25 protein-coding genes are annotated in these 22,612 nt (G+C 62.6%); 8 read left to right on the top strand and 17 right to left on the bottom strand.

Features of this window, described 5'->3' with window-relative positions; all coding sequences use genetic code 11:
* The 4 genes from Q0J75_RS07630 to Q0J75_RS07615 all read left to right on the top strand — a co-directional run.
* Positions 1-582, top strand: a 582-nt coding sequence (locus Q0J75_RS07630) for a BMP family ABC transporter substrate-binding protein (protein WP_297199082.1), incomplete at its 5' end; no start/stop codon positions are given.
* Between the two features lie 132 nt (positions 583-714).
* The gene (locus Q0J75_RS07625) at positions 715-2,295 is read left to right on the top strand and encodes an ABC transporter ATP-binding protein (RefSeq protein WP_297199079.1); all 1,581 of its coding nucleotides are present in this window, start codon (positions 715-717) and stop codon (positions 2,293-2,295) included.
* Entirely contained in the window at positions 2,288-3,376 is a 1,089-nt protein-coding gene (locus tag Q0J75_RS07620) for an ABC transporter permease (protein WP_297199076.1), read from the top strand. Before Q0J75_RS07625 ends, Q0J75_RS07620 begins: the two co-directional genes overlap by 8 nt.
* A complete protein-coding gene (locus tag Q0J75_RS07615) occupies positions 3,373-4,359 on the top strand; it encodes an ABC transporter permease (protein WP_297199073.1) in 987 nt (328 codons plus the stop codon). Before Q0J75_RS07620 ends, Q0J75_RS07615 begins: the two co-directional genes overlap by 4 nt.
* Before the next feature lie 47 nt (positions 4,360-4,406).
* Here the strand turns inward: Q0J75_RS07615 and Q0J75_RS07610 are convergent, their stop codons facing one another.
* The 6 genes from Q0J75_RS07610 to Q0J75_RS07585 all read right to left on the bottom strand — a co-directional run bounded on the left by Q0J75_RS07610 (position 4,407) and on the right by Q0J75_RS07585 (position 9,210).
* Positions 4,407-5,879 carry a M56 family metallopeptidase gene (locus Q0J75_RS07610; protein WP_297199069.1) on the bottom strand — a complete coding sequence of 491 codons (1,473 nt, stop codon included), beginning with the start codon at positions 5,877-5,879 and terminating at the stop codon, positions 4,407-4,409.
* On the bottom strand, positions 5,876-6,253 hold the full coding sequence (locus tag Q0J75_RS07605; protein WP_297199066.1) for a BlaI/MecI/CopY family transcriptional regulator: 378 nt from the start codon (positions 6,251-6,253) through the stop codon (positions 5,876-5,878). The genes Q0J75_RS07610 and Q0J75_RS07605 overlap by 4 nt, the downstream gene beginning before the upstream one ends.
* A gap of 130 nt (positions 6,254-6,383) precedes the next feature.
* Positions 6,384-7,139 (bottom strand): XdhC family protein, encoded by a 756-nt coding sequence (locus Q0J75_RS07600; RefSeq protein WP_297199063.1) that lies wholly within the window; start codon positions 7,137-7,139, stop codon positions 6,384-6,386.
* A complete protein-coding gene (gene yqeB / locus Q0J75_RS07595; protein ID WP_297199060.1) occupies positions 7,127-7,930 on the bottom strand; it encodes a selenium-dependent molybdenum cofactor biosynthesis protein YqeB in 804 nt (267 codons plus the stop codon). Before yqeB ends, Q0J75_RS07600 begins: the two co-directional genes overlap by 13 nt.
* Positions 7,918-8,634: a selenium cofactor biosynthesis protein YqeC gene (yqeC, locus tag Q0J75_RS07590; protein WP_297199057.1), complete on the bottom strand. Its 717-nt coding sequence runs from the start codon at positions 8,632-8,634 to the stop codon at positions 7,918-7,920. The genes yqeB and yqeC overlap by 13 nt, the downstream gene beginning before the upstream one ends.
* Before the next feature lie 3 nt (positions 8,635-8,637).
* On the bottom strand, positions 8,638-9,210 hold the full coding sequence (locus Q0J75_RS07585) for a manganese efflux pump MntP (protein WP_363315720.1): 573 nt from the start codon (positions 9,208-9,210) through the stop codon (positions 8,638-8,640).
* A gap of 99 nt (positions 9,211-9,309) precedes the next feature.
* Between Q0J75_RS07585 and Q0J75_RS07580 the strand changes: the two genes are divergently transcribed.
* Positions 9,310-9,753, top strand: a complete 444-nt coding sequence (locus Q0J75_RS07580) for a nucleoside deaminase (protein ID WP_297199054.1) — start codon at positions 9,310-9,312, stop codon at positions 9,751-9,753.
* A gap of 420 nt (positions 9,754-10,173) precedes the next feature.
* On the opposite strand, the gene Q0J75_RS07575 is transcribed toward Q0J75_RS07580, so the two are convergent.
* The 11 genes from Q0J75_RS07575 to Q0J75_RS07525 form a co-directional block, all read right to left on the bottom strand.
* Positions 10,174-10,557: a lipocalin family protein gene (locus Q0J75_RS07575; protein ID WP_297199051.1), complete on the bottom strand. Its 384-nt coding sequence runs from the start codon at positions 10,555-10,557 to the stop codon at positions 10,174-10,176.
* Positions 10,558-10,726: 169 nt separating this feature from the next.
* On the bottom strand, positions 10,727-11,296 hold the full coding sequence (locus Q0J75_RS07570; RefSeq protein WP_297199048.1) for a nucleotidyltransferase family protein: 570 nt from the start codon (positions 11,294-11,296) through the stop codon (positions 10,727-10,729).
* Complete coding sequence (gene hydA / locus Q0J75_RS07565) at positions 11,293-12,675, bottom strand: dihydropyrimidinase (RefSeq protein WP_297199044.1); 1,383 nt, start codon at positions 12,673-12,675, stop codon at positions 11,293-11,295. Before hydA ends, Q0J75_RS07570 begins: the two co-directional genes overlap by 4 nt.
* A gap of 16 nt (positions 12,676-12,691) precedes the next feature.
* Complete coding sequence (locus Q0J75_RS07560; RefSeq protein ID WP_297199041.1) at positions 12,692-13,030, bottom strand: hypothetical protein; 339 nt, start codon at positions 13,028-13,030, stop codon at positions 12,692-12,694.
* Positions 13,027-13,155, bottom strand: a complete 129-nt coding sequence (locus Q0J75_RS07555; RefSeq protein WP_297199038.1) for a hypothetical protein — start codon at positions 13,153-13,155, stop codon at positions 13,027-13,029. The genes Q0J75_RS07560 and Q0J75_RS07555 overlap by 4 nt, the downstream gene beginning before the upstream one ends.
* 130 nt (positions 13,156-13,285) lie before the next feature.
* Positions 13,286-15,235: an ABC transporter permease gene (locus Q0J75_RS07550; protein ID WP_297199035.1), complete on the bottom strand. Its 1,950-nt coding sequence runs from the start codon at positions 15,233-15,235 to the stop codon at positions 13,286-13,288.
* Positions 15,210-16,112: an ABC transporter ATP-binding protein gene (locus Q0J75_RS07545; protein WP_297199032.1), complete on the bottom strand. Its 903-nt coding sequence runs from the start codon at positions 16,110-16,112 to the stop codon at positions 15,210-15,212. Before Q0J75_RS07545 ends, Q0J75_RS07550 begins: the two co-directional genes overlap by 26 nt.
* Positions 16,109-16,498 carry a GntR family transcriptional regulator gene (locus Q0J75_RS07540; RefSeq protein ID WP_297199029.1) on the bottom strand — a complete coding sequence of 130 codons (390 nt, stop codon included), beginning with the start codon at positions 16,496-16,498 and terminating at the stop codon, positions 16,109-16,111. Before Q0J75_RS07540 ends, Q0J75_RS07545 begins: the two co-directional genes overlap by 4 nt.
* Positions 16,499-16,667: 169 nt before the next feature.
* On the bottom strand, positions 16,668-17,324 hold the full coding sequence (locus tag Q0J75_RS07535; RefSeq protein WP_297199026.1) for a 3-oxoacid CoA-transferase subunit B: 657 nt from the start codon (positions 17,322-17,324) through the stop codon (positions 16,668-16,670).
* Positions 17,324-18,013 carry a CoA transferase subunit A gene (locus tag Q0J75_RS07530; RefSeq protein ID WP_297199023.1) on the bottom strand — a complete coding sequence of 230 codons (690 nt, stop codon included), beginning with the start codon at positions 18,011-18,013 and terminating at the stop codon, positions 17,324-17,326. Before Q0J75_RS07530 ends, Q0J75_RS07535 begins: the two co-directional genes overlap by 1 nt.
* 72 nt (positions 18,014-18,085) lie before the next feature.
* Positions 18,086-19,345, bottom strand: a complete 1,260-nt coding sequence (locus Q0J75_RS07525) for an acetyl-CoA C-acetyltransferase (protein ID WP_297199020.1) — start codon at positions 19,343-19,345, stop codon at positions 18,086-18,088.
* A gap of 232 nt (positions 19,346-19,577) precedes the next feature.
* Here Q0J75_RS07525 and Q0J75_RS07520 point away from each other — a divergent pair, with 232 nt between their 5' ends.
* The 3 genes from Q0J75_RS07520 (at position 19,578) to Q0J75_RS07510 (ending at position 22,496) form a co-directional block, all read left to right on the top strand.
* Entirely contained in the window at positions 19,578-20,078 is a 501-nt protein-coding gene (locus Q0J75_RS07520; RefSeq protein WP_297199017.1) for an HD domain-containing protein, read from the top strand.
* A gap of 189 nt (positions 20,079-20,267) precedes the next feature.
* Positions 20,268-21,461 (top strand): DapH/DapD/GlmU-related protein, encoded by a 1,194-nt coding sequence (locus Q0J75_RS07515; protein WP_297199014.1) that lies wholly within the window; start codon positions 20,268-20,270, stop codon positions 21,459-21,461.
* A gap of 75 nt (positions 21,462-21,536) precedes the next feature.
* Positions 21,537-22,496 carry a ribose-phosphate pyrophosphokinase gene (locus tag Q0J75_RS07510; RefSeq protein ID WP_297199011.1) on the top strand — a complete coding sequence of 320 codons (960 nt, stop codon included), beginning with the start codon at positions 21,537-21,539 and terminating at the stop codon, positions 22,494-22,496.
* Positions 22,497-22,612: the final 116 nt, after the last annotated feature.

The following is a 22,612-nucleotide window of genomic DNA, read 5'->3' as shown; positions in this document are numbered from 1 at the left end:
GTGGGCTCCTGGTCTGACGCTTCTGAGGAGGGCAACGCCGCCCAGGCCCTGTGCGACGCCGGGTGCGTCATGATCTCTCAGCACTCCGACAACACCACCCCCGCCACCGCCGCCCAGAACAACGGCGCTTTCCACACCGGCTACAACAACGACATGATCTCCGTGGCTCCTGATGCCTCCCTCATCGGCACCCGCATCGACTGGTCCGTGTACTTTGAGTACGCCATCGAGGCCGTGGCCAACGACCAGCCCTTCGACCAGGATTGGTGCCATGGCATGGACGAGGGTGCCGTGGTCATGACCGACCTCAACGAGGATATCGCCGCCGAGGGCACCGCCGCGAAGCTGATCGAGGTGGAGGAGCAGATCCGCTCCGGTGAGCTGCAGGTCTTTGATACCACCACCTTCACCGTTCAGGGCGCTGAGCTCACCACCTGCCTGGCTCTGGATACCGACGGCGACTTTGTGGCCGACTCTGAGGAGGCCGTGTTTGACGGGGCCTTCCACGAGTCTTACTTCCAGTCTGCGCCCTATTTCACCGTGCAGATCGACGGCATCGAGTGGCTCAACTCCGCCTATTGATGACCTTGACCCAAAAGAGGGCTGCACCAGCAGCCCTCTTTTCCGTCTTTCCCGGGAAATGGGGGAGGGGCCGACCCGCCCCATATCCCGTATCGCTGTAAACCACGTCTGATTACAGGAAGGATGACAGCCTTGGAACCTGTCCATGCCATCGAACTCAGGCACATCACCAAACGCTTCGGCAAGGTGGTGGCCAATGACAGCATCGATCTGACCATCAACCGGGGGGAGATTCTCTCCCTGCTGGGAGAGAACGGCAGCGGCAAAACCACATTGATGAATATGCTCTCCGGCATCTACCTGCCCGACGAGGGGGAGATCCTGGTGGAGGGCAAGCCCACCGCCATCCGTTCCCCCAAGGACGCCTTTGCCTGCGGCATCGGCATGATCCACCAGCACTACAAGCTGGTGGAGGTATTCACCGCCGCCGAAAATATCGCCCTGGGCCTGAAGGGGGAGGGCCACGACCGCAAGGCGGTGGCCGCCAAGGTCCAGGCCATCAGCGACAAGTACGGCTTCGGCATCGACCCCAACAAAAAGGTGTACGACATGTCGGTGTCGGAAAAGCAGACGGTGGAGATCGTCAAGGTACTCTACCGGGGTGCGGAAATTTTGATTTTGGACGAGCCCACCGCCGTGCTCACCCCCCAGGAGACCGACAAGCTCTTTGCCATTCTCCGGGCCATGAAGGCCGACGGAAAGGCCATCGTCATTATCACCCACAAGCTCCACGAGGTCATGGCCCTGTCCGATAAGGTGGCGGTGCTCCGCAAGGGCAAGTACATCGGCACCGTCAACACCGCCGACACCGACCCCCAGAAGCTCACCGAGATGATGGTGGGCCACGCCGTTACCCTCAACATCGACCGGCCGGAGGCCAAGTATAAGGACCTGCGGCTGGAGGTCAAGGGCCTCAATTGCCTGAGCAGCGAGGGCCTGCCGGTGCTGAAGGATATCTCCTTCCAGGCCTTCGGCGGGGAGATTTTGGGCATCGCCGGGATCGCCGGCTCGGGGCAGAAGGAGCTGCTGGAGGCCATCGCCGGATTGCAGAAGGCGGAGAGCGGCCACATCTTCTACTATCCGCCTCACCCCAACAGCGATATTGCCGGCCACCATGTGCCGGTGGACAAAGCGGGGGAGGAGCTGGTGGGCAAGACCCCCGGCCAAATCCGCAAGGTGGGGGTGTCCCTGGCCTTCGTGCCCGAGGACCGGCTGGGCATGGGTCTGGTGGGGGGCATGGGCATGGTGGACAACATGATGCTCAAGACCTACAAGGATACCCCCGGCCCCCTGGTGGACCGGAAGGCCCCCAAGGCTCTGGCCGAACAGCTCATTGACGAGCTGGAAATCGTCACCCCCGGGGTGTCCACCCCGGTGCGGCGGCTGTCCGGCGGCAATGTGCAGAAGGTGCTGGTGGGCAGGGAGATTGCCTCCACCCCCACGGTGCTCATGACTGCCTATCCCGTCCGGGGCCTGGATATCCACTCCTCCTACACCATCTACCGCCTGCTCAATGAGCAAAAGCTGAAGGAAGTGGCGGTGCTGCTGGTGGGCGAGGACCTGGACGTGCTGCTGGAGCTGTGCGACCGCATCTTGGTGCTGTGCGGCGGCCAGGTGTCCGGCATTGTGGACGGGCCTACCGCCACCAAGGAGGAAGTGGGCCTGCTCATGACCCGGGTAGGCGGGGGAAAGGAGGCACAACAAGATGCATGAATCCCATACGCCCCTGATCCGTCTGGCCAAGCGGGACGCCATGCCCCGGGGCCAGGTGTGGGCCATCCGGGGGGCCTCCTTCCTGGCGGCCATCCTTATCAGCGCCCTGATCTTTCTGGTGATGGGCCACAACCCCTTTGGAGCCTTCGGCACCATGCTCACCGGCTCTCTGGGCAAAAAAACCGCCATTCGCCAGACCGTGAAAATCGCCATCCCCCTGCTGGGCACCGCCCTGGCTATCGCCCCCTGCTTCAAGATGAAGTTCTGGAACATCGGCGCCGAGGGCCAGATCACCGCCGGGGCCGTGGGGGCCAGCTACTTCGCCCTCTTCTGGGCGGACAAGCTGCCCGGTCCGGTGCTGCTGGTGGTCATGGCGGTGGCCGGAGCCATCTGCGGCGGCCTGTGGGCCCTGGTGCCCGCCTTCTTCAAGGCCCGCTGGGGCACCAACGAGACTCTGTTCACCCTGATGATGAACTATATCATCATCGGCGTGGTGAAGTGGCTCCAGGGCGGCCCCTGGGAGGGCCGTCCCGGCTCCCAGATCATTCCCCAGTTTGACAATGCCGCCGTGCTGCCCAAGGTGCTGGGGGTCCACTGCGGCTGGATCATCGTGCTCATTCTGACGGTGGCTATGTTCTTCTATATGAAGTATACCAAGCAGGGCTATGAGATCGCCGTCATCGGCGAGAGCGAAAAGACCGCCCGGTATGCCGGGATGAACGTGGGCAAGATCATCATGCGCACCATGTTCCTCTCCGGCGCGGTGGCCGGTCTGGTGGGCTTTATTGTGGCCTCCGGTGCGGACAACACCCTCCACGCCGGAGTGGCCGCCGGGGTGGGCTTTACCGCCATCACCGTGGCCTGGCTGGCCCAGCTCAACCCCTTCGCCATGGTGGGTATCTCCGTGCTGCTGGCGGTGCTGGACAAGGGGGCCGACACCCTTCAGACCCAGCTCAATGTCCCCGCCTCCATCTCTGATATCATCACCGGCATTTTCCTGTTCTGTATGCTGGGCTGCGAGTTCTTCATCAATTACCGCCTGATCGTCCGGGGCGGCCATAAGGAGGGGGCAAAGGTATGATCAATCAAAACGCGGTGCTGCTCCTCATCATGGCCGCCGTCCTCAACGGCGTGCCCCTGCTCTTTGGTACCCTGGGTGAGATCCTGTCGGAAAAGGCGGGCAACCTGAACCTGGGCGTGGAGGGCATGATGTTTATGGGCGGGGCCATGGGCCTGGGCGCCGCCTTCTACTATGAAGCCGCCGGCGGCACCATCGGGGTGCTGGCCGTCATCCTGGCCCTGTTCTTCGCCTTCCTGGGGGGCGCCATCGGAGCCCTCATTTACTCCTTCCTCACCATCACCCTCAGGGCCAACCAGAACGTCACCGGCCTGGCCCTGGCCATCTTCGGCACCGGCGCGGGTCAGTTCATAGGCGAGTATATGCGGGTGACCTCTGGCGGCTATGTGGCGGTGAGCAACGATCTGAAGGCGGTGTTCCTCAATTCTCCCTTCCCGGCGGCGCTGCAGCAGCTGCCGGTGGTGGGACCGCTGCTCTTTGGTCACAGCATTTTTCTGTACCTGGGGCTGATTCTGGCGGTGGGGATGCACCTGTTTTTGAACAAGAGCCGGGCGGGCCTGAATCTGCGGGCGGTGGGTGAGTCCCCCGCCACCGCCGACGCCGCCGGCATCAACGTCACCGCCTATAAATACCTGGCCACCGTCATCGGCGGCGGCATTTCCTCCATCGGCGGCATGGTGTACATCATGACCATCGCCAGCTGCGTGTGGAACCATGAGGCCCTGTCCGGCGAGGGCTGGCTGGCGGTGGCGCTGGTCATCTTCTGCCTGTGGCGGCCCCTCAACGCCATCTGGGGCTCCATCCTGTTCGGGGCGCTGATGATCCTGTACCAGCGGCTCCACCTGGGCTTTATCCCCGATGAGATCTATAAGATCCTGCCCTATGTGGTGACGGTGATCGTGCTGATCTTTACCTCTTTGCGCAACAGCAAAGACAAGCAGCCGCCCAATTCTTTGGGTCTGCCTTATTTCCGGGAGGAACGGTAAATATTTTAAAAACCTGCCCCGGCGCATACGCGCCGGGGCAGGTTTTGTTATGTTATCAGTGCCAGCAGCCCACCCCAGTCCACCGGCTCGTCCAGGCGGTACAATACCGGGGTGTGGGGCCGATTCATAGGAGTAAGGGTACACAAGCCGTCGGTCAGCTCCAGATACAGCTGGTAGTCGGAGAGAAAGAGAGACAGACGCCGCTCCTCATCTTTGGGCAGATCCTGTCCAGTGGCCAGTTTGGTCACCGGCAGGGCAGACAGATAATCCAGCAGCTCCTCCCGGACCTGGGGAGAGAGATCGGCTCGGTACAGGTCAACATCATCCGTTTGTAACGAGACAGAGTCCACCGTCACCGTTCCGTAGGGGGCCAGCAGCACTTCTTCTATCGTGCCGTAGGTGCTGCTGACCGATAAAAAGCCAGAGCACAACATCAGCACCACCATAATTGCCCCCAACACAAAGGTGCCGGAGGATCGCTTTTGAGGCTTTACCACCCCTTGCAGCCGGTGGCGCAGCCCTTTGGCCGAGGCGGACAGACAGGTGGTGAAGCCCCGCTCGTCTCCTGCTGTCTCCAGCAGGAGCAAGGCATATTCTTGACGGGTCTTGTCCCCAGCTCCACATACCACCATCTCGTCGCAGGATAGCTCCAGATCGGCGGAGGCCTTTTTCAGGGCTATCCACACTAGGGGATTAAACCAGCAAAGGGCTTTGCAAAAGATGTAAAAGCACTTGGTATCCACGTCCCGCCGCTGGACGTGGTGGAGTTCATGGCGGAAAATCAGCCGGTACTGATCCAGGGTGTGGGACCGCTGCGGCAGCACCGTGCGCATGGTTTTGTTGAACAGGCCAATGGTCAGGGGGGATGAGATGGCCGGACTGGTTAACAGAGGAATGTGCCGCTTCAGCAGAACCAGACGCTCCTCCTCCCGCCACAGGTCCTTGACTTCCTGCACCTCCACGGGTTGGGCCTCTTTCAGGATCATCCGGCGAAACCGGAAATGGGAAATCAGGTGCCATAGCAAAACCGCGCCAAAGCCAAACATCCACAGCCACGGTAAAAGAGAGGCCAGAGCATGGGAAACCCGGAGCACCACCAGCGGAGGCACATACCCGCGAAAGGCGCACTGGCCATAGTAGACAAATACCGGAAGCAGCCACAAGGTGGCGCAAGCCCGGGCGGAGATGGTTTTCCGCAGCAGTGGGAGCAGGACCATCAGCACCCCGAAGTACAGGGTGAGCAAAGCCACCAGTTGGGTGGAGGATTCCATCAGGAAGGCGGTGCTGATAGCAGGACCGGAAGACAGGAGGGAGGCCAACCACAAAACAGCGATGAGGATGGGAAGGACCCAGGGGGAGAGCCAGATCACGGTGTCTCGTTTTTTCCCCTCTCGGGCGGTGCAGCTGGTTTGGGCCACCTGCTGCTCATAGCGCCACTCCTGGCGGAAGGCAAAGGCCACGGCCAGCCCAATCAGCAGGGAGAGAATGATACGGAAGACCCAGCTTGCAGACAGCGTCATAGTTGTCCCTCCTCCAGCATCTTACGCAGCTCCTCCAATTCCTCCCGGCTCACCCCGGCGTCCACCAGGGAGGTGGCCAGGGCAGCCACCGAGCCTCCAAAGAGCCGGTCCAGCACCCCCCGGCTGGCCTGGGCCAGATAGTCCCGCCGGGAGATAAGGGGGGTGTAATAGTTCACCTTGCCCCGGCGCTCCACCGCCAGAAAGCCCTTGTCGCACAGCCGGGTGAGAAAGGTGAGGATGGTGGTGGGGGCCAGGGGGTGCTCGCCTAGCAGCGCACCCTCAATGTCGGTGCGGGTCACCGGCGGCTCCTGGGCCCAGATAATCTGCATCAGCTCCAGCTCACTGTCCGGCAGGCGGCGGATCTCCTGTTTCATATCATACACCTCCTTATTCTTCTGTTGTAGAAGTTCTTCTTCTGTAGAAGATTATAGCCCGAAAAAGGGAGGCAGTCAAGGAGTGAACATAACAAAGCCGCCGGGCATCTGCCCGGCGGCCTGTACTCATTTACTTGTTTTGCGGCGTGAAGCGCACCTTCACCCGGCCCCCGCACACCATGCCCAGCTCGGCGGCGGCGTGGGACAGGTCGTACTCCACGACCTCCTCCGTCCCGCCGGAGCGCCACAGCTCTTGGGCGTGGCACTTGGCGGTATACTCCACCTGTCCGCCGCCGATGGTGCCTGCGCAGCTGCCGTCGGGCCGCACCAGCATCCAGGTGCCCACACCCCGGGGGGCAGAGCCGTGCTTTTCCACAATGGTACACAGCACCCCCGGCTCCCGGGGGGGCTTGACCATGTTGGGCCCCAGAGCGGAGCGCACCTGCACCAGCTGGGCGGCAATGGATACGGCGATCTCCGCCGGGGTCTGCCCCCCAATGGACAGGCCAATGGGGGCATACACCCCGTCCAGCATTTCCTGGGAAAAGCCCTCCTCCAGCAGGGCCTTGTTCACGGCCGCCACCTTGGTACGGCTGCCGATCATCCCCGCATAGGCGTACTTGCCCCGCAACACATGGGCCAGACAGTCCTTGTCAAAGGCGTGGCCCCGGGTGAGAATGGCGTAAAAGTCGCTCTCCCGGCTGCCCAGCTGGTCCAGGGCCTCCTCAAAGGGCATACAGAGCACCTGCGCCGCCATGGGGAACCGGGTCTCGTTGGCAAACTCCGTCCGGTCGTCCAGGACGACCACCTCAAACTCCAGCCGGGCGGCCATCCAGGCCAGCTCCAGCGACACATGGCCGCCGCCGCACAAAATCAGTCGTTCCACAGTGACAGTTTCCTCCCAAAGTACAAAATGCCTTCCAGCACGCCGCCGCCAATGGCCCGGGCCTTGTCCGACACCGTAAAGCAGTGGCGCTCCTCACACCGGGGGTCGATGTCCCCAGACTTCATCCCCGCCGTCACTGGGATACCGGCGGGCAGCATCCCCCGGACGATGCCGGTGAGCTGGGCGGCCACCGGTACGCCGTTGACCTTGGCCACCACATCTCCCAGGCTGACCTGCTGGCCGATTTGGGCCACCGGTTCAAAGGGGCCGTCGGCGGGGGCGCGGATGATGCGCTCCTTGGTGTAGCCCCCCACGTCGCCGGGCACGCCGGTGTTGGGGATGGCCGCCCCCTCCAAAATGAGCCGCCCCAGGTCGTGGCCCCGCTTGGTCTCAATGACCCCGTGGCAGTCCACCCCGGCGGTAAAGCCGGGACCCAGGGCCAGCACGATGGGGGCGTCGGTGATGGCGGTGCCCAGGTTTTTCTTGGCCAGAATGGCGTCCACCACCACGGTGAAGGGCAGCTGCCCCAGAATGGCGGCCTCCGGGTCACACAGCACCGGGATCTCCCCGGCGGCCAGAATGGCCTCCGCCTGGGCCCTGTCCGCCGCTTTGCGGCCGGTGATGCCCTCCACAGTGGTATGGCCGTCGTAGATGCACTGGGAGAAGGCCACCGTCCGCCGCACCGCCGTGGGCTGGGCAATGTCAGTCATGACCACCAAAAAGCCGGCCCGATGGAGCCGCACCGCCGTACCGGTGGCCAGATCGCCTGCGCCTTTCACTAAAATAAGCATAGTCCGCCCCGCTCCTCTTCTGTATAGTAGGTGATGGCGCTGAAAATGCCCTGTTGGGCCAGCAGCGCCTGAATTTCCTGCCCCATTGCCCGCCGGGGGTCGTCGTCCGCCTTGTTCAGCAGGCAGCGGTAAGCCATGGCGGGGGAGACCCCCTTGCGCCCGCCCTGGGGGCTGGCAAGCACCGCCGCCACGTCGGCGGGGGTGAGGATATGGTCCAGGCCTGTCCCCAGCAGGGCAGCCACCCACTCCGGCCGGTGGCAGATCTCCCCGATGGGCTTGCCCACACAGTCCAGACCCGCCGCCCCAATGACCGCATGGGTCTGAGGGGGGATCACCGGCTCATGGTCCGCCGGAGCCTTCAAAGGCCGCAGCTTGGCCCCGTCGGCCTCAATAAGCACCACGTCGGCCGCCGCCAGATCATCCGCCGGATCGCCCGCCCCGGTCAGCTTGCCCCGGGCGTCGTACCGGCCCAGGGTGACCACCCGGTGCTTGGCCAGCAGGTGGGGCAGGGCGGCGGGATCGCCGGTGAGAGGGAGCTTGGGATGGGGGAGAATGTGGGTGGTGGTGGTGACCACCACCGTTTTGCCGCTGTCGGCCGCCTGCCGGGCCAGGGCGTACATGGTGGAGGATTTGCCGCCGCCCCCCACCAGGGCCACCATCCGGTGGCGGTCCGGGTCCAGCTTCAGGGTGTCCCAAATGCCCATGGTTCAGCCTCCCATCGTGTGCTCGGCCAGAATTTTAATCCCGATGCCCACCAGCACCAGGCCGCCCACCAGCTCGGCCCGCCGCTGGAACAGGGCCCCCAGCCGTTTGCCCACCAGGCCGCCCACCACCGACAGCCCAAAGGCCACCACGCCGATGACCAGCGCGGAGACCAGGATATCCACTTTCATAAAGGCCATGGACACCCCCACCGCCAAAGCGTCAATGCTGGTGGCGATGGCCAGCAGGCACAGTCGTCTGGCGGACAGGTCCGGGGGGGCCTCCTCTTCCTCGCCCGCGCCCGCTTTCAGAGCGCCCCATACCATCCGGCCCCCGATGAGGGCCAGCAGGCCGAAGGCCACCCAGTGGTCCACCGCCTCGATGTACTGGCTGACGCTGCTGCCCAAAAACCAGCCGATCAGGGGCATGGCAAACTGAAAGCCGCCAAACCACACCCCCATTTTCACCGCCTGACGGCCGCCGAAGCCGGGGATGGAGATGCCGCTGGACACCGACACGGCAAAGGCATCCAGGGCCAGACTGACGGCAATGAGAAAAATTTCGATCAAATGAATCACCTGCAAAAAAGTAAGGTTTCCTTAAAATAGTATAGCATAGCCTGGTCAATTATGCTATAACAAATAAAAGAGAAATCGGCCAAGTAAGGAGGAGCGGATATGGAACACCAGGACTACATGGCCCAGGCCCTGGAGCTGGCCCGGCAGGCCATGGCGGAAGGGGAGGTGCCGGTGGGCTGCGTCATCGTTCGGGACGGGATGGTGGTGGGCCGGGGCCGCAACCGCCGGGAGACCGCCCGCACCGCCCTGGGCCACGCCGAGATCGAGGCCATTGACCAGGCCTGCCGCACGCTGGGGGGCTGGCGGCTCACCGGATGCACCCTCTACGTCACCCTGGAGCCCTGCCCCATGTGCGCCGGGGCCATCGTCAACGCCCGAATTCCCGTGCTGTACTACGGGGCCAAGGACGACAAGGCCGGGTGCTGCGGGTCGGTGCTCAACCTGTTTGAGGAGCGGTTCAACCACCACCCCCGCATCTACGGCGGCCTGCTGGAGGAGGAATGTACCGCCCTGCTCCAGGCCTTTTTTCAGGGATTGCGGTAATTTAATTGATTTGTAACAAACGCCCCTACCTTTTTTAACAACCCTTTGTTAGGATAACACTTGCAAGAGACAAGCTTCTTTTCATTCTATCCTCCAATCGTGAGAGCGGACAGCGAGCGCAACGCTGTCCGCTCTGCTTTTTTCCGTCCTGACAGGATCTTTACACAAATCCCTGTAGATTTAACGAAATTGTAACACCTTCCGTTTTTTTCGTTAACATCTCTTGGGTATGATAATTCCTGCAAGAGACAGTTTCTTTTCATTTCATTGTATCCTCTTTCCTTCGGCAGGGGCCGGACGCCAAGAGCGGGCGTCCGGCCCCTGTCGTTTTTCAGGCCATATTCGAAAAAATAAAGATAAAAAAGCGGCGCGCCGCACAAGCGGCGCGCCGGGCATATCAGGCTAAGAGAAAATAGGGGATTAGCCCTTCTCGAAGGTCATGGTCTGGCCGTTCTCCTCCAGCACGATGGTGGTGCCGGTGATGGTGCCGTTGGTGGTAACACCGTCAGAGGTGAGGGAGAGCTTGTCGCCGTCGGCAGTCCAGGTGCCGGACAGGCTCTGGCTGGCGTCCAGGGCGCTCATGTCCAGGGAGAAGTTGCCGTCGCTCTTCAGGTCCAGAACGATCTTCACTTCCACACCAGCGGTGGCGCTGAGCTCTTCGATGTTCATGGCGATACCGCCGGCGTTCATCTCGGTCAGGTTGTAAGTACCGGCCACATCGCTGCCGCCGCCGTTGCCGCCGCAGGCGGCCAGGCTGACCACCATGGCCAGAGCCAGGAACAGGGTAATCACGCGCTTCTTCATACTGTCTATCCATCCTTTCTTTTTCAGCCGCCACAGAGGCGGAGGCGAAATAAACGGAGGCCGTTTATTTCGTGAGCTAGATTATACCATACCGAAAGAGAGATGGCAACCTGAAAGAAAACTTAAAAAAGGCGCGTTTATGAAAAGAATTTATAAAAAGTTACCAGTCTTATTTCTGTACCGGCAGGTCCGCCGGGGTGTCCACGTCGGCCAGCTCCCGGGGGGAGGCGGCCTCCACCAACACCAGCCGGTGGGGGTGGCGTTTGACTATTACGCCGCCCCCTTTGTCCCCGGTGAGGGCGGCCAGCTCCCCAAACAGGTCGGCGGGAAAGAGGACGGGATTGCCCTGCTGCCCCTGCCAGGACAGGGCGCAGATGGCAGTTTTCGATTCCGCAAAGGCGTTTTTCAGCCTTATAATACTTTCCGTGGTCAAAAAAGGCTGGTCGCACACCGAAAACAGGGCCCCGTCCATGCCCGACATGCCCGCCGCTCCCAGCCGCACCGAGGCGGAGATCCCCTGGGCATAGTCCGGGTTATACAGGGGGAGAAAGCCCAGGGCCTCCCCGGCGGACAGCACCTCCTGATAGGGGGAGCACACCGCCAGCCGGTCAAAGCCCGCCCCGGCCAGGGCGGTCATGGCGCGGCGGTAGAGGGGGATTCCCTCTACCGCCGTCAACAGCTTGTTGGAGCCGAACCGCCGGCCCAGACCGGAGGCCAGCAGCACCGCGCCGATTTTCATCGCCAGAACTGGGAGGGGCCCCGGGACATATAGCGGCCCAGACCCTCCTTGACCACCTTGCCGCCGGACACCGCCACCTGACCGTCCAGCAGCACCGTGTCGGTGCGGCCCGCCATCTCCATACCCTCATAGGGGGTGTAGTCCACCCGCTGGTACTGGGCGACGGCGGTGATGGTCCAGGGGTGCTCCGGGTCGAAGATCACGATATCGGCGTCGCTGCCCACCTGCAAAGCGCCCTTCTGGGGGAACATACCGAAGAGCTGGGCGGGATGCTGGGCCAGGGCCAGCATCATCTGATGGGGGGTGATGCGGCCGGTCTTGACTCCGTAGGTGTACATCAGCGGGGGCCGGTGCTCGGTGCCGGGAATCCCGCCGGGGATGGCGGAGAAGTCCTCCTTGCCCAGCTCCTTGGTGGGGTGGAAGTTGAAGGAGCAGTGGTCGGTGCCGATGGTGTCGATCTCCCCCTGCTCCAGGGCCTGCCACAAAGCGTCCACGTCGCTCTGGGGCCGGGCAGGCGGGGCGCAGACATATTTGGCGCTTTCAAAGCCGGGCAGGTGGTACTTGTCCTCGGTGAGGGTAAAGTACTGGGGGCAGGACTCCAGATAGACCTTTTGGCCTCTGGCCCGGGCGGCCCGGGCGGCCTCCAGCCCCCGCTGGGTGGACAGGTGGACCACATTCACCGGATAGCCCGCCTGCTCGGCCAGGGCCAGCCAGCGGTCCACCGCCTCGGCCTCCATAACGGCGGTGTGGGACAGGGGATGGCTGGCGGGGGAGAGCTTGCCCGCTGCCTTCAGCTCGGCAATGGCGGCGTCGATGAGGTCGCCGTTTTCACAGTGGCAGCCCACAATGCCGCCCTCTTTGCCCACGGCCTTAATGACCTCGTAGGCCACCTTGTCGGAGATGCGGATATTGGCGTAGGCCAGATAGACCTTGTAGGAGGTGACCCCCTGGGCGGTCATCTGGGGGATCTCGGCGATAATGCGGGGGTCCCAGTCCTTGATGGTCATGTGGAAGCCGTAGTGACAGCTGGCGTGGCCGTCGGCCCGGGCGTGCCACTCATCCAGGGCGGACTGGAGGGAATCCCCCCGCACCGGCTCGGCAAAGTCCAGCACGCAGGTGGTGCCGCCGGCCAGAGCCGCCCGGGTGCCGCTCTCCCAGTTGTCGGCGGTCTCCCGGATGGTGCCCTTGTTCATCTCAAAATGGGTGTGGGTGTCGATGAAGCCGGGGAAGACCAGCTTCCCGGCGGCGTCAATGACCTGGCTGTCTCCCACGGGGAGGGCGGGGCCTATTTCGGTGATTTTGGTTCCCTCCACCCGCAGGTCGGCCTGGACCGGGCCTTCCGGACAGAGCAGGGTGCCGTTTTGGATGAGGATAGACATAAAAAAGCCTCCTTTGTTACAGCTGCATAATCAAAATGGGGACGATGATCTTCACCGCGCCCACAATGAGGGTCATAAAGGTGAGCAGAGCCAGGGCGCTGGAGCGTTTGCCGAAGGCATCCTGCCAGCGGTCCAGCATCCGGGTAAAGTTGGCGGTGCGGCGCTGGGGCCCCAGCAGGTCGGCCAGGCTGCGGAAGAGGGAATAGACCAGATAGCCCAGCCACACGGCGATAAGTACAAAGGTGAGACTGCCGTCATGGCGGGAAAACAGCAGGAAATAGAGGGACAGGACAAAGCTGGCCAGCGTCAGGAGCAGATACCCCCAGACGCCTGCCTTGGCGGCGCGTTCATTCATAGGCGGGATTCCTTTCTGTGTGTGATTTCAGGGGGAGAGGCAGGAGCGTCCCCGCCGTTTTCCCGGGCAATGGGGATGTTGTGCGCCAGGCCCTGGCGGTGGATGGTCAGGCCGGTCATGGTCACGCCTGCTTCCCGAGCTACTTACCAACATGATAGCACATGCAGGGCAGAAATCAAGCAAAACCAGCCGGGCGCGCCGTGTGATACGGCGCGCCCGGCTGGCTGTGATACGATCTTGTGGGGCTTGGAGTGGTTAATGCAAGGTGCTTTCCCCTTCGTTCAAGGGTTGGCTGTGGATCTCCCACAGGGACATCTGGGCGTTGGGGTAGTCCTTCAGCACCTCCAGGGTGTGGACGGCGCTCTTTTGCAGGGTAATGGTCACGCTGTAGGTGGAATCCACCTCCACAGAGGCACTGGGACCGTCAACCGATGCCGTACCCGAGGTAAGGGTAGCTGTGTCGGTGGAGGCAGGTCTGCGGAAGGTGAGCTCCAGGTCGGCATAACAGCAGTTTTCCATCCGCTCCTGGTCCTCCAGCAGGTAGCGCCGACCCAGATTGCCCTCCTGAATGTCGGTCTGGATGGCCTCCAGCAGGGGCTCCAGCAGCTCGGCGGGCAGAGGCTCGTCGTAGTAGATGTCATCCTCCTCGTTGTACAGGTTAATGAGAATGGCGTCTACCAACCGCTCATCCCCCTCCATCCCGCCAAAGTAGGAGTTGTATACCAGCTCCGGCTGGTTAATCAAGTCGCTCAGCAGGGCGGACGGACTGGACGGGTCCTCCAGCTCCTCCGCCAGAATGGGCAGGGTGTACTGCCGCTTCAGCACCGAGCCGTCGGTAAGGGTGTAGCTCAGCCACAGGTCGGTATAGGACTCGGTCATGACCTCCACGCCGGACTGGGTGGTGGACCAGCTGTCTCCGCTGCGATCGGCGCGCCATGCCTCCAGCTCATCCTTTCGCTGGGTGATGGCGGTGTGCAGGTCCAGGATCTGCTGGATCTGCTCCGGGTCGGAGACGTCCATACTCAAATAGGTACCGCTGTCAAAGGGGGCGCTGTCGGCGCCATGGATAAAGACCTCCTGGACCTGATCGGCGGCGGGTACTTTGCGCTCAAAGCGGAGCAGGTCCAGCTCCATAGCCCCGATGAACACCACCAGACAGGCCAGAAAGACCACGCAGCCCTTCCAGCTGTCTTTGAAGACCCAGAACCGCTTGCGCAGCAGCATTTCACCAATGAAGCAGCCGGCGGCGCCCCAGAGCAGCATCCAGATCAGCAGGGTCCAGGCGCTTCGGGGGAGCAGGGTGTAAAAGATATTGTAGAAGAAGAAGCCCAGGGCGATGGCGCTGCACAGAGCCACACCATAGCGGAACACCGGACGGACCCAGCCTACGGTGATGACGTCCCCCGCCCGCTCCAGCTGGCGGCGGCGGTAGAGCACCAGGGCGACGGCCACAAAAACGGCGCCCACCAGGGCGTACAGGGTCACCACCCCCAGGCCGTAAAAGTGGGTATCCGCGCCGCTGTAGTTGATACCGGTGCTTTGGCTCATCTTCAGCGCCGGGGTGAGCCAGGTGGCCCACCGCTCCGCCCAGTCCGTGCCAATAAAGCCATAGAGGAACAGCCGGGCGATGCCCTCCACCAGATAGGTCAGCATGTAGACCAGGAAGTTGAGGATAAAGTAAAAGGCGGGCAGGGCCAGAATGTGGCCGGTAAACATGCCGCAGAACACGGCGAAGGAGTAGAAGAAAAAGGCCATCAGGCAGGTGACCACCAGCCAGACGAAAAGGCTGCTGAACACCACCGCCCCGTTGAGGGCCTCCGCTATCAGGGCCAGCAGAAAGACGGCGAAGTTGGGGACGATGAGGAAGAGCAGGCCGGACAGGTAGTTGGTGAGGAAGAGCCCCTCCCGCCGCATGGGCAGGGCGTGGAGCATCCCCACAGAGCGGGCGGAGTAGAGATAAGAGAACACCGCCATGGCGCACAAAATACCAAAGAGGAAGGTCAGCACCAGGGAAAAGCCGCCGTTGGAGGCCAGGGCCAGCGGATAGGAACGGGCCTGCATGGCGTCCCAGTAGTCGGCCTGAAGCAGAATGCCCACCGGCAGCAGCAGCAGCCAGCTCAGGGCGTATACCCCCCAGATGGGCCAGAACCGGGCCAGGTTTTTGCCCAGCAGGGTGGTATTAAAGTACGATGTCCCGGACCGCATAGTCCTCACCTCCCAGCTCATAAATAAAGATCTCCTCCAGGGTCAGGGGCAAAGCGTCCATCAGGATGGGGGCGTAAGCCGCCAGCCGGTTGGTCACGTCGGTGGCGTTGCCCCGGATGATAAGGGTATGGATGCGGCCCACCTGGGACACATGGAGCACTTCCAGATCCTCGGGCAGCTGGGGCAGCTCCCGCTGCTGGAACACGATCTGCATTTTGACCACGTTTTCCTGCAAATCGGACAAGGAACGCTCGATGAGTACCTTGCCGTGGGACAGGATGCCCACATGGTCGCACACGTCCTCCAGCTCCCGCAGGTTGTGGGAGGACACCAGCACGGTGGTGCCGTGCTCGGACACGTCTCCCATCAGCAGGGACCACACCTGCCGGCGCATCACCGGGTCCAGGCCGTCCACCGGCTCATCCAGCACCAGCACGTCGGGGCGGCAGCACAGGGCCAGCCAGAAGGCCGACTGCTTCTGCATGCCCTTGGACAGGCGGCGGATGGGTTGCTTTTCGTCCACGTTGGTAAAGACGTCCTTCAAAGCCTCATACCGGGCTTTGTCAAACCGGGGATAAAAGCCCTTGTAAAAGCGCATCATGTCCTGGGTGGAGGCGGACAAAAAGTAGTACAGCTCGTCGGGAATGTCGGCAATGCGGGCCTTGGCGGCGGGGTTTTCATAGATGGGGTTGCCCTCCAGCAGTACCGAGCCCGAGTCCTGCCGGTACACCCCAGTGACATGGCGCAGCAGGGTGGACTTGCCCGCGCCGTTGGGGCCCACCAGGCCGTAGATGGACCCCTGGGGCACCGTCATGGTCAGCCCATCCAGAGCCCGAAAGCCGTCAAAGGTCTTGACCACGTTCTTGGCTTCGATCATGGTTTCCTCTCCTCTCTGGCTGCCTGAAGGGCGGCGGCCTCATCCAGGCGGCGGGCCAGCTCGCCCGCCGTCATGCCCAAAAAGAGCAGCTCCGCCGCCGAGGCGTCAAAATCCTTCAAAAGCCGCTCCCGCCGGGTGGCGTTCACATCGGCCTGGGGGGCGGCAAAGGAGCCCTTGCCCGCCACGGTATACAGATAGCCCTCCTGCTCCAGGGACTCATAGGCCCGCTGGATGGTGTTGGGGTTGATGGCCAGCGACGTGGCCAGCGCCCGCACCGAGGGTAATTTGTCCCCCGCCTGGAGCGCGCCCGTCACCACCAGGTGCCGCAGTCCATCCTTGACCTGTTCATAGATGGGCCGGGCGTCCCGGTAATTCAGCTGGATCATCCTGGCATCTCCTTTCCAGAAGTGTATGACACATCTTAGTACAGTCAGTATACACGACCGGGCGGGAGAGATTCTTAAAAAAGTGTGACGTTTTTCTTCCGGTTTTCGGCGGGGCACAAAAAAACGCCCCGCGGAAAACCGCGGGACGTTTGTAATGACGAGCTGCCGATCAGCACATGGGCTTCAGGTCGGGGGAGACGATCAGGGTGGCCTCGGTGGCCGCCTGGATCTGCTCCACGGTGAACTCGGGGTTGTACTCCACCAGCTCCAGACCCTTGTCAGTCACGTTGATGACACCCATCTCGGTGATGATCTTGGTGATGCAGTGGACGGCAGTGTAGGGCAGACGGCACTTCTTCAGGATCTTGGGGTTGCCCTTGGCGGTGTGCTCCATGGCCACGATGACGTTCTTGGCGCCCACCAGCAGATCCATGGCGCCGCCCATGCCGGGCACCTTCTTGCCGGGGATGATCCAGTTGGACAGGGAACCCTCCTCGTCCACCTCCAGGCCGCCCAGAATGGTGGCGTCCACATGGCCGCCACGGATCAGGCCGAAGGAGGAGCAGGAGTCAATGAAAGCGCCGCCGGGGCCCACAGCGGCGGGAGCGCCGCCGGCGTCGGTGACGTACAGGGGGTCCTTGTTCTCATCGGTAACGGTGCCGGTACCCACGATGCCGTTCTCGGACTGAAGGGTGACCTTCACGCCCTCGGGCAGATAGTGGGGGACCAGAGTGGGCAGACCGATACCCAGGTTGACCACGTCGCCGTCCTTCAGCTCCTTGGCGACCCGCTTGGCGATAAAGCCCTTGATCTCAGACTTTTCCATTACGCTTTCCCTCCATCCACAACGTAGTCCACGAACACGCCGTAGGTGTGCACGTTCTCAGGCTCGATCTCACCGATCTCCACAACCTGGTCGGCCTCGGCGATGACCAGATCGGCGGCGGTGGCCATGGGCAGGTTGAAGTTGCGGGTGGTGCCCTTGTACCACACGTTGCCGGCCTTGTCGATCTTGTGGCCGCAGATGATGGCCACGTCGGCGTGGACGGTCTTCATCAGCAGGTAGTCCCGGCCGTTGATGGTCTGCTTGCCCAGGCAGAAGTCCTTGTTGTCCTCCACAATGGTGCCCACGCCGGTGGGGGTGAGCACGCCGCCCAGACCGGCGCCGTCGGCCCGGATCATCTCAGCCAGAGAGCCCTGGGGGATCAGGTCCACCTTCAGGGTGCCCTCGTTCATCTGCTGGGCCACCTCGGGATTCAGACCCACATGGGTGGCGATCAGGTGCTTGACCTGCTTGTTGTGGATCAGCTTGGCGACGCCGTAGTAGTCCTCGCCCAGAGGACCGCCAGGCATGGAGCCGTCGTTGGAGATAAGGGTAAAGTTGCCCTTGCCGGACTTGGACAGAGCGTCAATGATCTTGTGGGCGTTGCCGCAGCCCATGAAGCCGCCGCACATAATGGTGGCGCCATCAGGGATGAGGGCCACAGCCTCTTCCACAGTGACAAACTTGGCCATTGGAGTGTCCTCCTTAAATCACATTATTTTCAAGCCGGACGGCGGAAGGGCCGCCCGGCCTGAATCACAGCATCAGCACTTCTCGAAAATGGTGGCGACGCCCATGCCGCCGCCGATGCACAGGGTGGCCAGGCCCTTCTTGGCCTCGGGCCGCTTCTGCATCTCGTGGAGCAGGGTGACGATGATGCGGGCGCCGGAAGCGCCAACGGGGTGGCCGATGGAGATGGCGCCGCCGTTGACGTTGACCTTGTTCATGTCGAAGCCCAGCTCACGGGCCACGGCGATGGACTGAGCGGCAAAGGCCTCGTTGGCCTCCACCAGGTCGATGTCGTCGATGGTCACGCCGGCCTTGGCCATGGCGTTGCGGGAGGCGGGCACGGGGCCCACGCCCATGATCTTGGGATCCACGCCGCCCTGGCCCCAGCCGACCAGCTTGGCCATGGGCTTCAGGCCGTACTTCTCCACAGCCTCGCCGGAGGCCAGCACGATGGCGGCAGCGCCGTCGTTGATGCCGGAGGCGTTGGCGGCGGTGACCCGCTGGACGTGCTTCTTGGCGTCGGCCTCATGGACCTGGGTAACCTCAAAGGTATGGACAATCTCGTCCTCCACGCCCTCGGGACCGGCGGGGAAGGCGCCGCGGAGCTTGGCCACGGACTCCATGGTCACGCCGGCCTTGGGGAACTCGTCCACCTTGAACTCCACCATTTCCTTCTTCTTCTTAATCATGACGGGGACGATCTCGTCCACGAACTTGCCGGCGGCCTGGGCAGCCTCGGTCTTGTTCTGAGAGGACACGGCAAAGGCGTCCATCTCCTCGCGGGTGATGCCCCACACATCGGCGATATTCTCGGCAGTGGTGCCCATGTGATAGTTGTTATAGGCGTCCCACAGGCCGTCCTTAATCATGGTGTCAACCACCTTCTTGTCGCCCATGCGGGCGCCCCAGCGCTCGGCGGGCAGCGCGTAGGGAGCGGCGGACATATTCTCGGTGCCGCCGGCCACGATCACGTCGGCGTCGCCGGCCAGAATGGCGCGGGCGCCCTCAATGACGCTCTTCATGCCGGAGCCGCACACCATACCAACGGTGTAGGCGGGCACGGAGTAGGGCAGACCGGCCTTCACACCCACCTGACGGGCGGGGTTCTGGCCCTGAGCGGCGGTGAGGATGCAGCCGAACATCAGCTCGTCCACCTGCTCGGGCTTCAGGCCGGCGCGGTTCAGGGCTTCCTTGACCACGACAGCGCCCAGATCGGTGGCGGGAGTGTCCTTCAGGCTGCCCCCGAAGGAGCCCACGGCGGTACGGCAGCAGTTGACTACGTAGACTTCTTTCATTGTGAATAACCTCCAGATAGTTTCGTTTTCTCCCCTAATAAACCCTTCGTTTCATTATACATCCGCCTTTTCTAAAAATCAACTGTGGAAAGTGCGAAAGGGGAAGGAAAGGGGAAATATCTCAATGATACCAGAAACCCGGGGACAGGATGGGGTTGCGGGGCGGATAAGGGAGCGATATAATAGGAAAAAACGGGTCCCGCAGGCGGGACGAAAACAAGGAGGGACCCCTGTGCGGGCAGAACATTGGAGGGCATATCTGGACTGTGTGGGCGAGCTGCTGGCCACCCCTCAGGTCCAGGCCATGAAGGACATCCGCCACCATCCCGGGGTGTCCTGTTTTGAGCACAGCTTATTTGTATCCTATGTGGCCTTTCGCCTGGCCGGGCGGTGGGGGGCCGACAGCCGGGCGGCGGCCCGGGCGGGACTGCTCCACGACCTGTATCTCTACGACCCCAGAAGCTTGCCTTCCTATAAGCAGTGCTTTGCCCATCCGGTGGCGGCGGCCCGTAACGCGGCGGCCCTGTGCGGCGGGCTGAGCGCCCAGGAGGAAAACGGGATTTTGGCCCATATGTGGCCCCTGGCGCCCAGAGCCCCCCGCAGCCGGGTGGCGGCGGCGGTGTGCCTGGCCGACAAGGTGTGCGCCACGGCGGAGGTGCTGGGTATCTGGCGGCGGCTGGAGCTGTACCGGACGGCCTGCGCTCCCGCCGCGCCTTCGGTGGAAATTTGGTAAAGAAGACACAGCCGGCGGCGGGGAAATTGTGCAAGGGTCCCAAGAGAGAAAAAATATTGTGATTTTTTCAAAATTCCGATGCATTTTTTCTGTCGCTTTGCTATAATCAACCATAGAGTAAAATCGGTCTGATTGCGGCCTATTGCTGGGCGGACCGGCAAATCCATTGTTTTTGAGGTGATCCCAAGTATGAGCGCGACTGGAGCGGTAGTGTTTCTGCCCCGGGAAGGGACCGGTACGTCGCGGATGCTGGAGGAGCTGCTCTTTGATCCGGCGGCCCTCTGGCTCACCGAGGCGCTGAAAAGCGCCGGTGTGGAGCGGTTTTTTGTGGTGTGCCACAGCGACGACCGGGAAAAGGCGGAGCCCTGTTTTCCCGCCGGTACCGAATTTGTCACTGGCGGCACCGAGGACGCCCTGGAGCAGCTGATGGCCTTTTTGAAGCAGCTGGAGGGCAAGGTGCTTATCCTGACCCGGCCGGTGCTCCTGTCCTGGCAGAACGCCCGGCAGCTGGTGGACGACAACGCCGCCGGGCCACTGGACAACAAGGATACCGGTGTGTGCCGCATCGACGCGGCCCTGCTGGCCCAGGCCTTGGCCGACGGCTCCGGCCTGGACGATGCCTTGAAGGAAAACGCCGACAAGCTGGGCGGGCGGAGCATCTGGTATCAGGGGGCCACCCTGCTGCGGTCCAGCCCCGAGGGACGGGTGGAAGGCGAGCTGACCGCCCGCAACTACGGGGCCTACCGGCTGCTGGAGGGGGGCGTGCGCATTCTGGACCCCAACACCTGCTATATCGGACCCCGGGTGAAGGTGGGCCGGGGGACGGTGCTCCTGCCGGGCACCATCCTGCGGGGAGAGAGCGTCATCGGCGCCGGCTGTGAGCTGGGCCCCAACACCATGGTGCGGGACTGCAAGCTGGGGGACAACGTAGTGGTCAACGCCTCCCAGATCAACGAGAGCACCGTGGACGCCGGTACCAAGATCGGCCCCTTCGCCTACATCCGCCCCAACTGCCACGTGGGAGCCAACGTGAAGGTGGGGGACTTTGTGGAGCTGAAGAACTCCACCGTGGGGGACGGCACCAAGATCTCCCACCTGACCTATGTGGGCGACTCCGACGTGGGCTGCCGGGTCAACTTTGGCTGCGGCACCGTCACCGTCAACTATGACGGCATCAGCAAGTACCGCACCACCATCGGGGATGACGCCTTCATCGGCTGCAACACCAACCTGGTGGCCCCCGTGAAGGTGGGCGACGGGGCCTATACCGCCGCCGGTTCCACCATCACCGACGAGGTGCCCGCCGATTCCCTGGCCATCGCCCGGCCCCGCCAGACGGTGAAAAAGCAGTGGGCCGCCCGCCGTCGGTCCAGAAGAAAGTGAGCCTTGTCCCCACGGGGGGACCAAAGATAAAAAACAGAGGATCCACCACAATTATTTTGAGAGGATGTTTACACAATGATCGCACACGGTAAGGACATCAAGATCTTTTCCGGCACTTCCAACCGCGCTCTGGCTGAGGCTATCTGCAAGGAGATGGGCATGGAGCTGGGCAACGCCGAGGTGGGCGCCTTCTCCGACGGGGAGAACTTTGTCTCCATCTACGAGACCGTCCGCGGCTCCGATGTGTTCGTGGTCCAGTCCACCAGCTCTCCGGTCAACGACAACCTGATGGAACTGCTCATTATGATCGATGCCCTGAAGCGGGCCTCCGCCGGGCGCATCACCGCCGTGATGCCCTATTTCGGCTATGCCCGCCAGGACCGTAAGACCAAGCCCCGCGACCCCATCTCCGCCAAGCTGGTGGCCAACCTGATCACCCGTGCCGGCGCCGACCGGGTGCTCACCATGGACCTGCACGCCAACCAGATCCAGGGCTTCTTCGACATCCCTGTGGACAATCTGCTGGGCAACCCCATTTTCACCAACTACCTCCACGACCGCTTTGCCGGCCATGAGGACGAGATCATCGTGGTCTCCCCCGACGTGGGCTCCGTGGCCCGGGCCCGGGCCTTTGCCCAGAAGCTGGGCATGGGTCTGGCCATCGTGGACAAGCGCCGCCAGAAGGCCAACTCCTCCGAGGTCATGAACATCATCGGCGACGTTCACGGCAAGAAGGTTATCCTGTTTGACGACATGGTGGACACCGCCGGGTCCCTGTGCGGCGCGGCTCAGGCCCTGGTGGAGATCGGCGGCGCTACCGACGTCATCGCCTGCGCCAGCCATGGCGTGCTCTCCGGCCCCGCCGTGGAGCGCATCGAGAAGAGCGTCATCAAGGAGCTCTACTTCCTGGACACCATCCCCGCTCGGGAGGGGGTCAACTGCGACAAGATCAAGTATCTGTCCGTGGCCCACATGTTTGCCGAGGCCATCGGCCGCATCTACGAAGAGGTGTCCGTGTCCAAGCTCTTCGTGTAAGAACCGTCCAGGGGGGACGTTGTCCCCCCTGGATACGAAACCACCGCGCCGCCACAGGGCACGGTGAAAAAGCCTCGCAGAGTTCGCGCCTGCAGGCGCGAAAAGGGGGCAATCTG

Source organism: uncultured Flavonifractor sp. (genome assembly GCF_944385615.1).
In the GTDB taxonomy this organism is placed as follows: Bacteria; Bacillota; Clostridia; order Oscillospirales; family Oscillospiraceae; genus Flavonifractor.
This window is presented reverse-complemented; position numbering and strand designations above follow the sequence as displayed.

Coding starts and splice junctions, on each gene's coding strand:
- Q0J75_RS07515 (WP_297199014.1), top strand. CDS start 20,268: ATGAGCGCGACTGGAGCGGTAGTGTTTCTGCCCCGGGAAGGGACCGGT.
- Q0J75_RS07605 (WP_297199066.1), bottom strand. CDS start 6,253: ATGAAACAGGAGATCCGCCGCCTGCCGGACAGTGAGCTGGAGCTGATG.
- Q0J75_RS07575 (WP_297199051.1), bottom strand. CDS start 10,557: ATGAAGAAGCGCGTGATTACCCTGTTCCTGGCTCTGGCCATGGTGGTC.
- Q0J75_RS07550 (WP_297199035.1), bottom strand. CDS start 15,235: ATGCGGTCCGGGACATCGTACTTTAATACCACCCTGCTGGGCAAAAAC.
- Q0J75_RS07525 (WP_297199020.1), bottom strand. CDS start 19,345: ATGAAAGAAGTCTACGTAGTCAACTGCTGCCGTACCGCCGTGGGCTCC.
- Q0J75_RS07530 (WP_297199023.1), bottom strand. CDS start 18,013: ATGGCCAAGTTTGTCACTGTGGAAGAGGCTGTGGCCCTCATCCCTGAT.
- yqeB (WP_297199060.1), bottom strand. CDS start 7,930: ATGCTTATTTTAGTGAAAGGCGCAGGCGATCTGGCCACCGGTACGGCG.
- Q0J75_RS07510 (WP_297199011.1), top strand. CDS start 21,537: ATGATCGCACACGGTAAGGACATCAAGATCTTTTCCGGCACTTCCAAC.
- Q0J75_RS07570 (WP_297199048.1), bottom strand. CDS start 11,296: ATGAAAATCGGCGCGGTGCTGCTGGCCTCCGGTCTGGGCCGGCGGTTC.
- Q0J75_RS07540 (WP_297199029.1), bottom strand. CDS start 16,498: ATGATCCAGCTGAATTACCGGGACGCCCGGCCCATCTATGAACAGGTC.
- Q0J75_RS07560 (WP_297199041.1), bottom strand. CDS start 13,030: ATGAATGAACGCGCCGCCAAGGCAGGCGTCTGGGGGTATCTGCTCCTG.
- Q0J75_RS07580 (WP_297199054.1), top strand. CDS start 9,310: ATGGAACACCAGGACTACATGGCCCAGGCCCTGGAGCTGGCCCGGCAG.
- Q0J75_RS07620 (WP_297199076.1), top strand. CDS start 2,288: ATGCATGAATCCCATACGCCCCTGATCCGTCTGGCCAAGCGGGACGCC.
- hydA (WP_297199044.1), bottom strand. CDS start 12,675: ATGTCTATCCTCATCCAAAACGGCACCCTGCTCTGTCCGGAAGGCCCG.
- yqeC (WP_297199057.1), bottom strand. CDS start 8,634: ATGGGCATTTGGGACACCCTGAAGCTGGACCCGGACCGCCACCGGATG.
- Q0J75_RS07615 (WP_297199073.1), top strand. CDS start 3,373: ATGATCAATCAAAACGCGGTGCTGCTCCTCATCATGGCCGCCGTCCTC.
- Q0J75_RS07545 (WP_297199032.1), bottom strand. CDS start 16,112: ATGATCGAAGCCAAGAACGTGGTCAAGACCTTTGACGGCTTTCGGGCT.
- Q0J75_RS07610 (WP_297199069.1), bottom strand. CDS start 5,879: ATGACGCTGTCTGCAAGCTGGGTCTTCCGTATCATTCTCTCCCTGCTG.
- Q0J75_RS07535 (WP_297199026.1), bottom strand. CDS start 17,324: ATGGAAAAGTCTGAGATCAAGGGCTTTATCGCCAAGCGGGTCGCCAAG.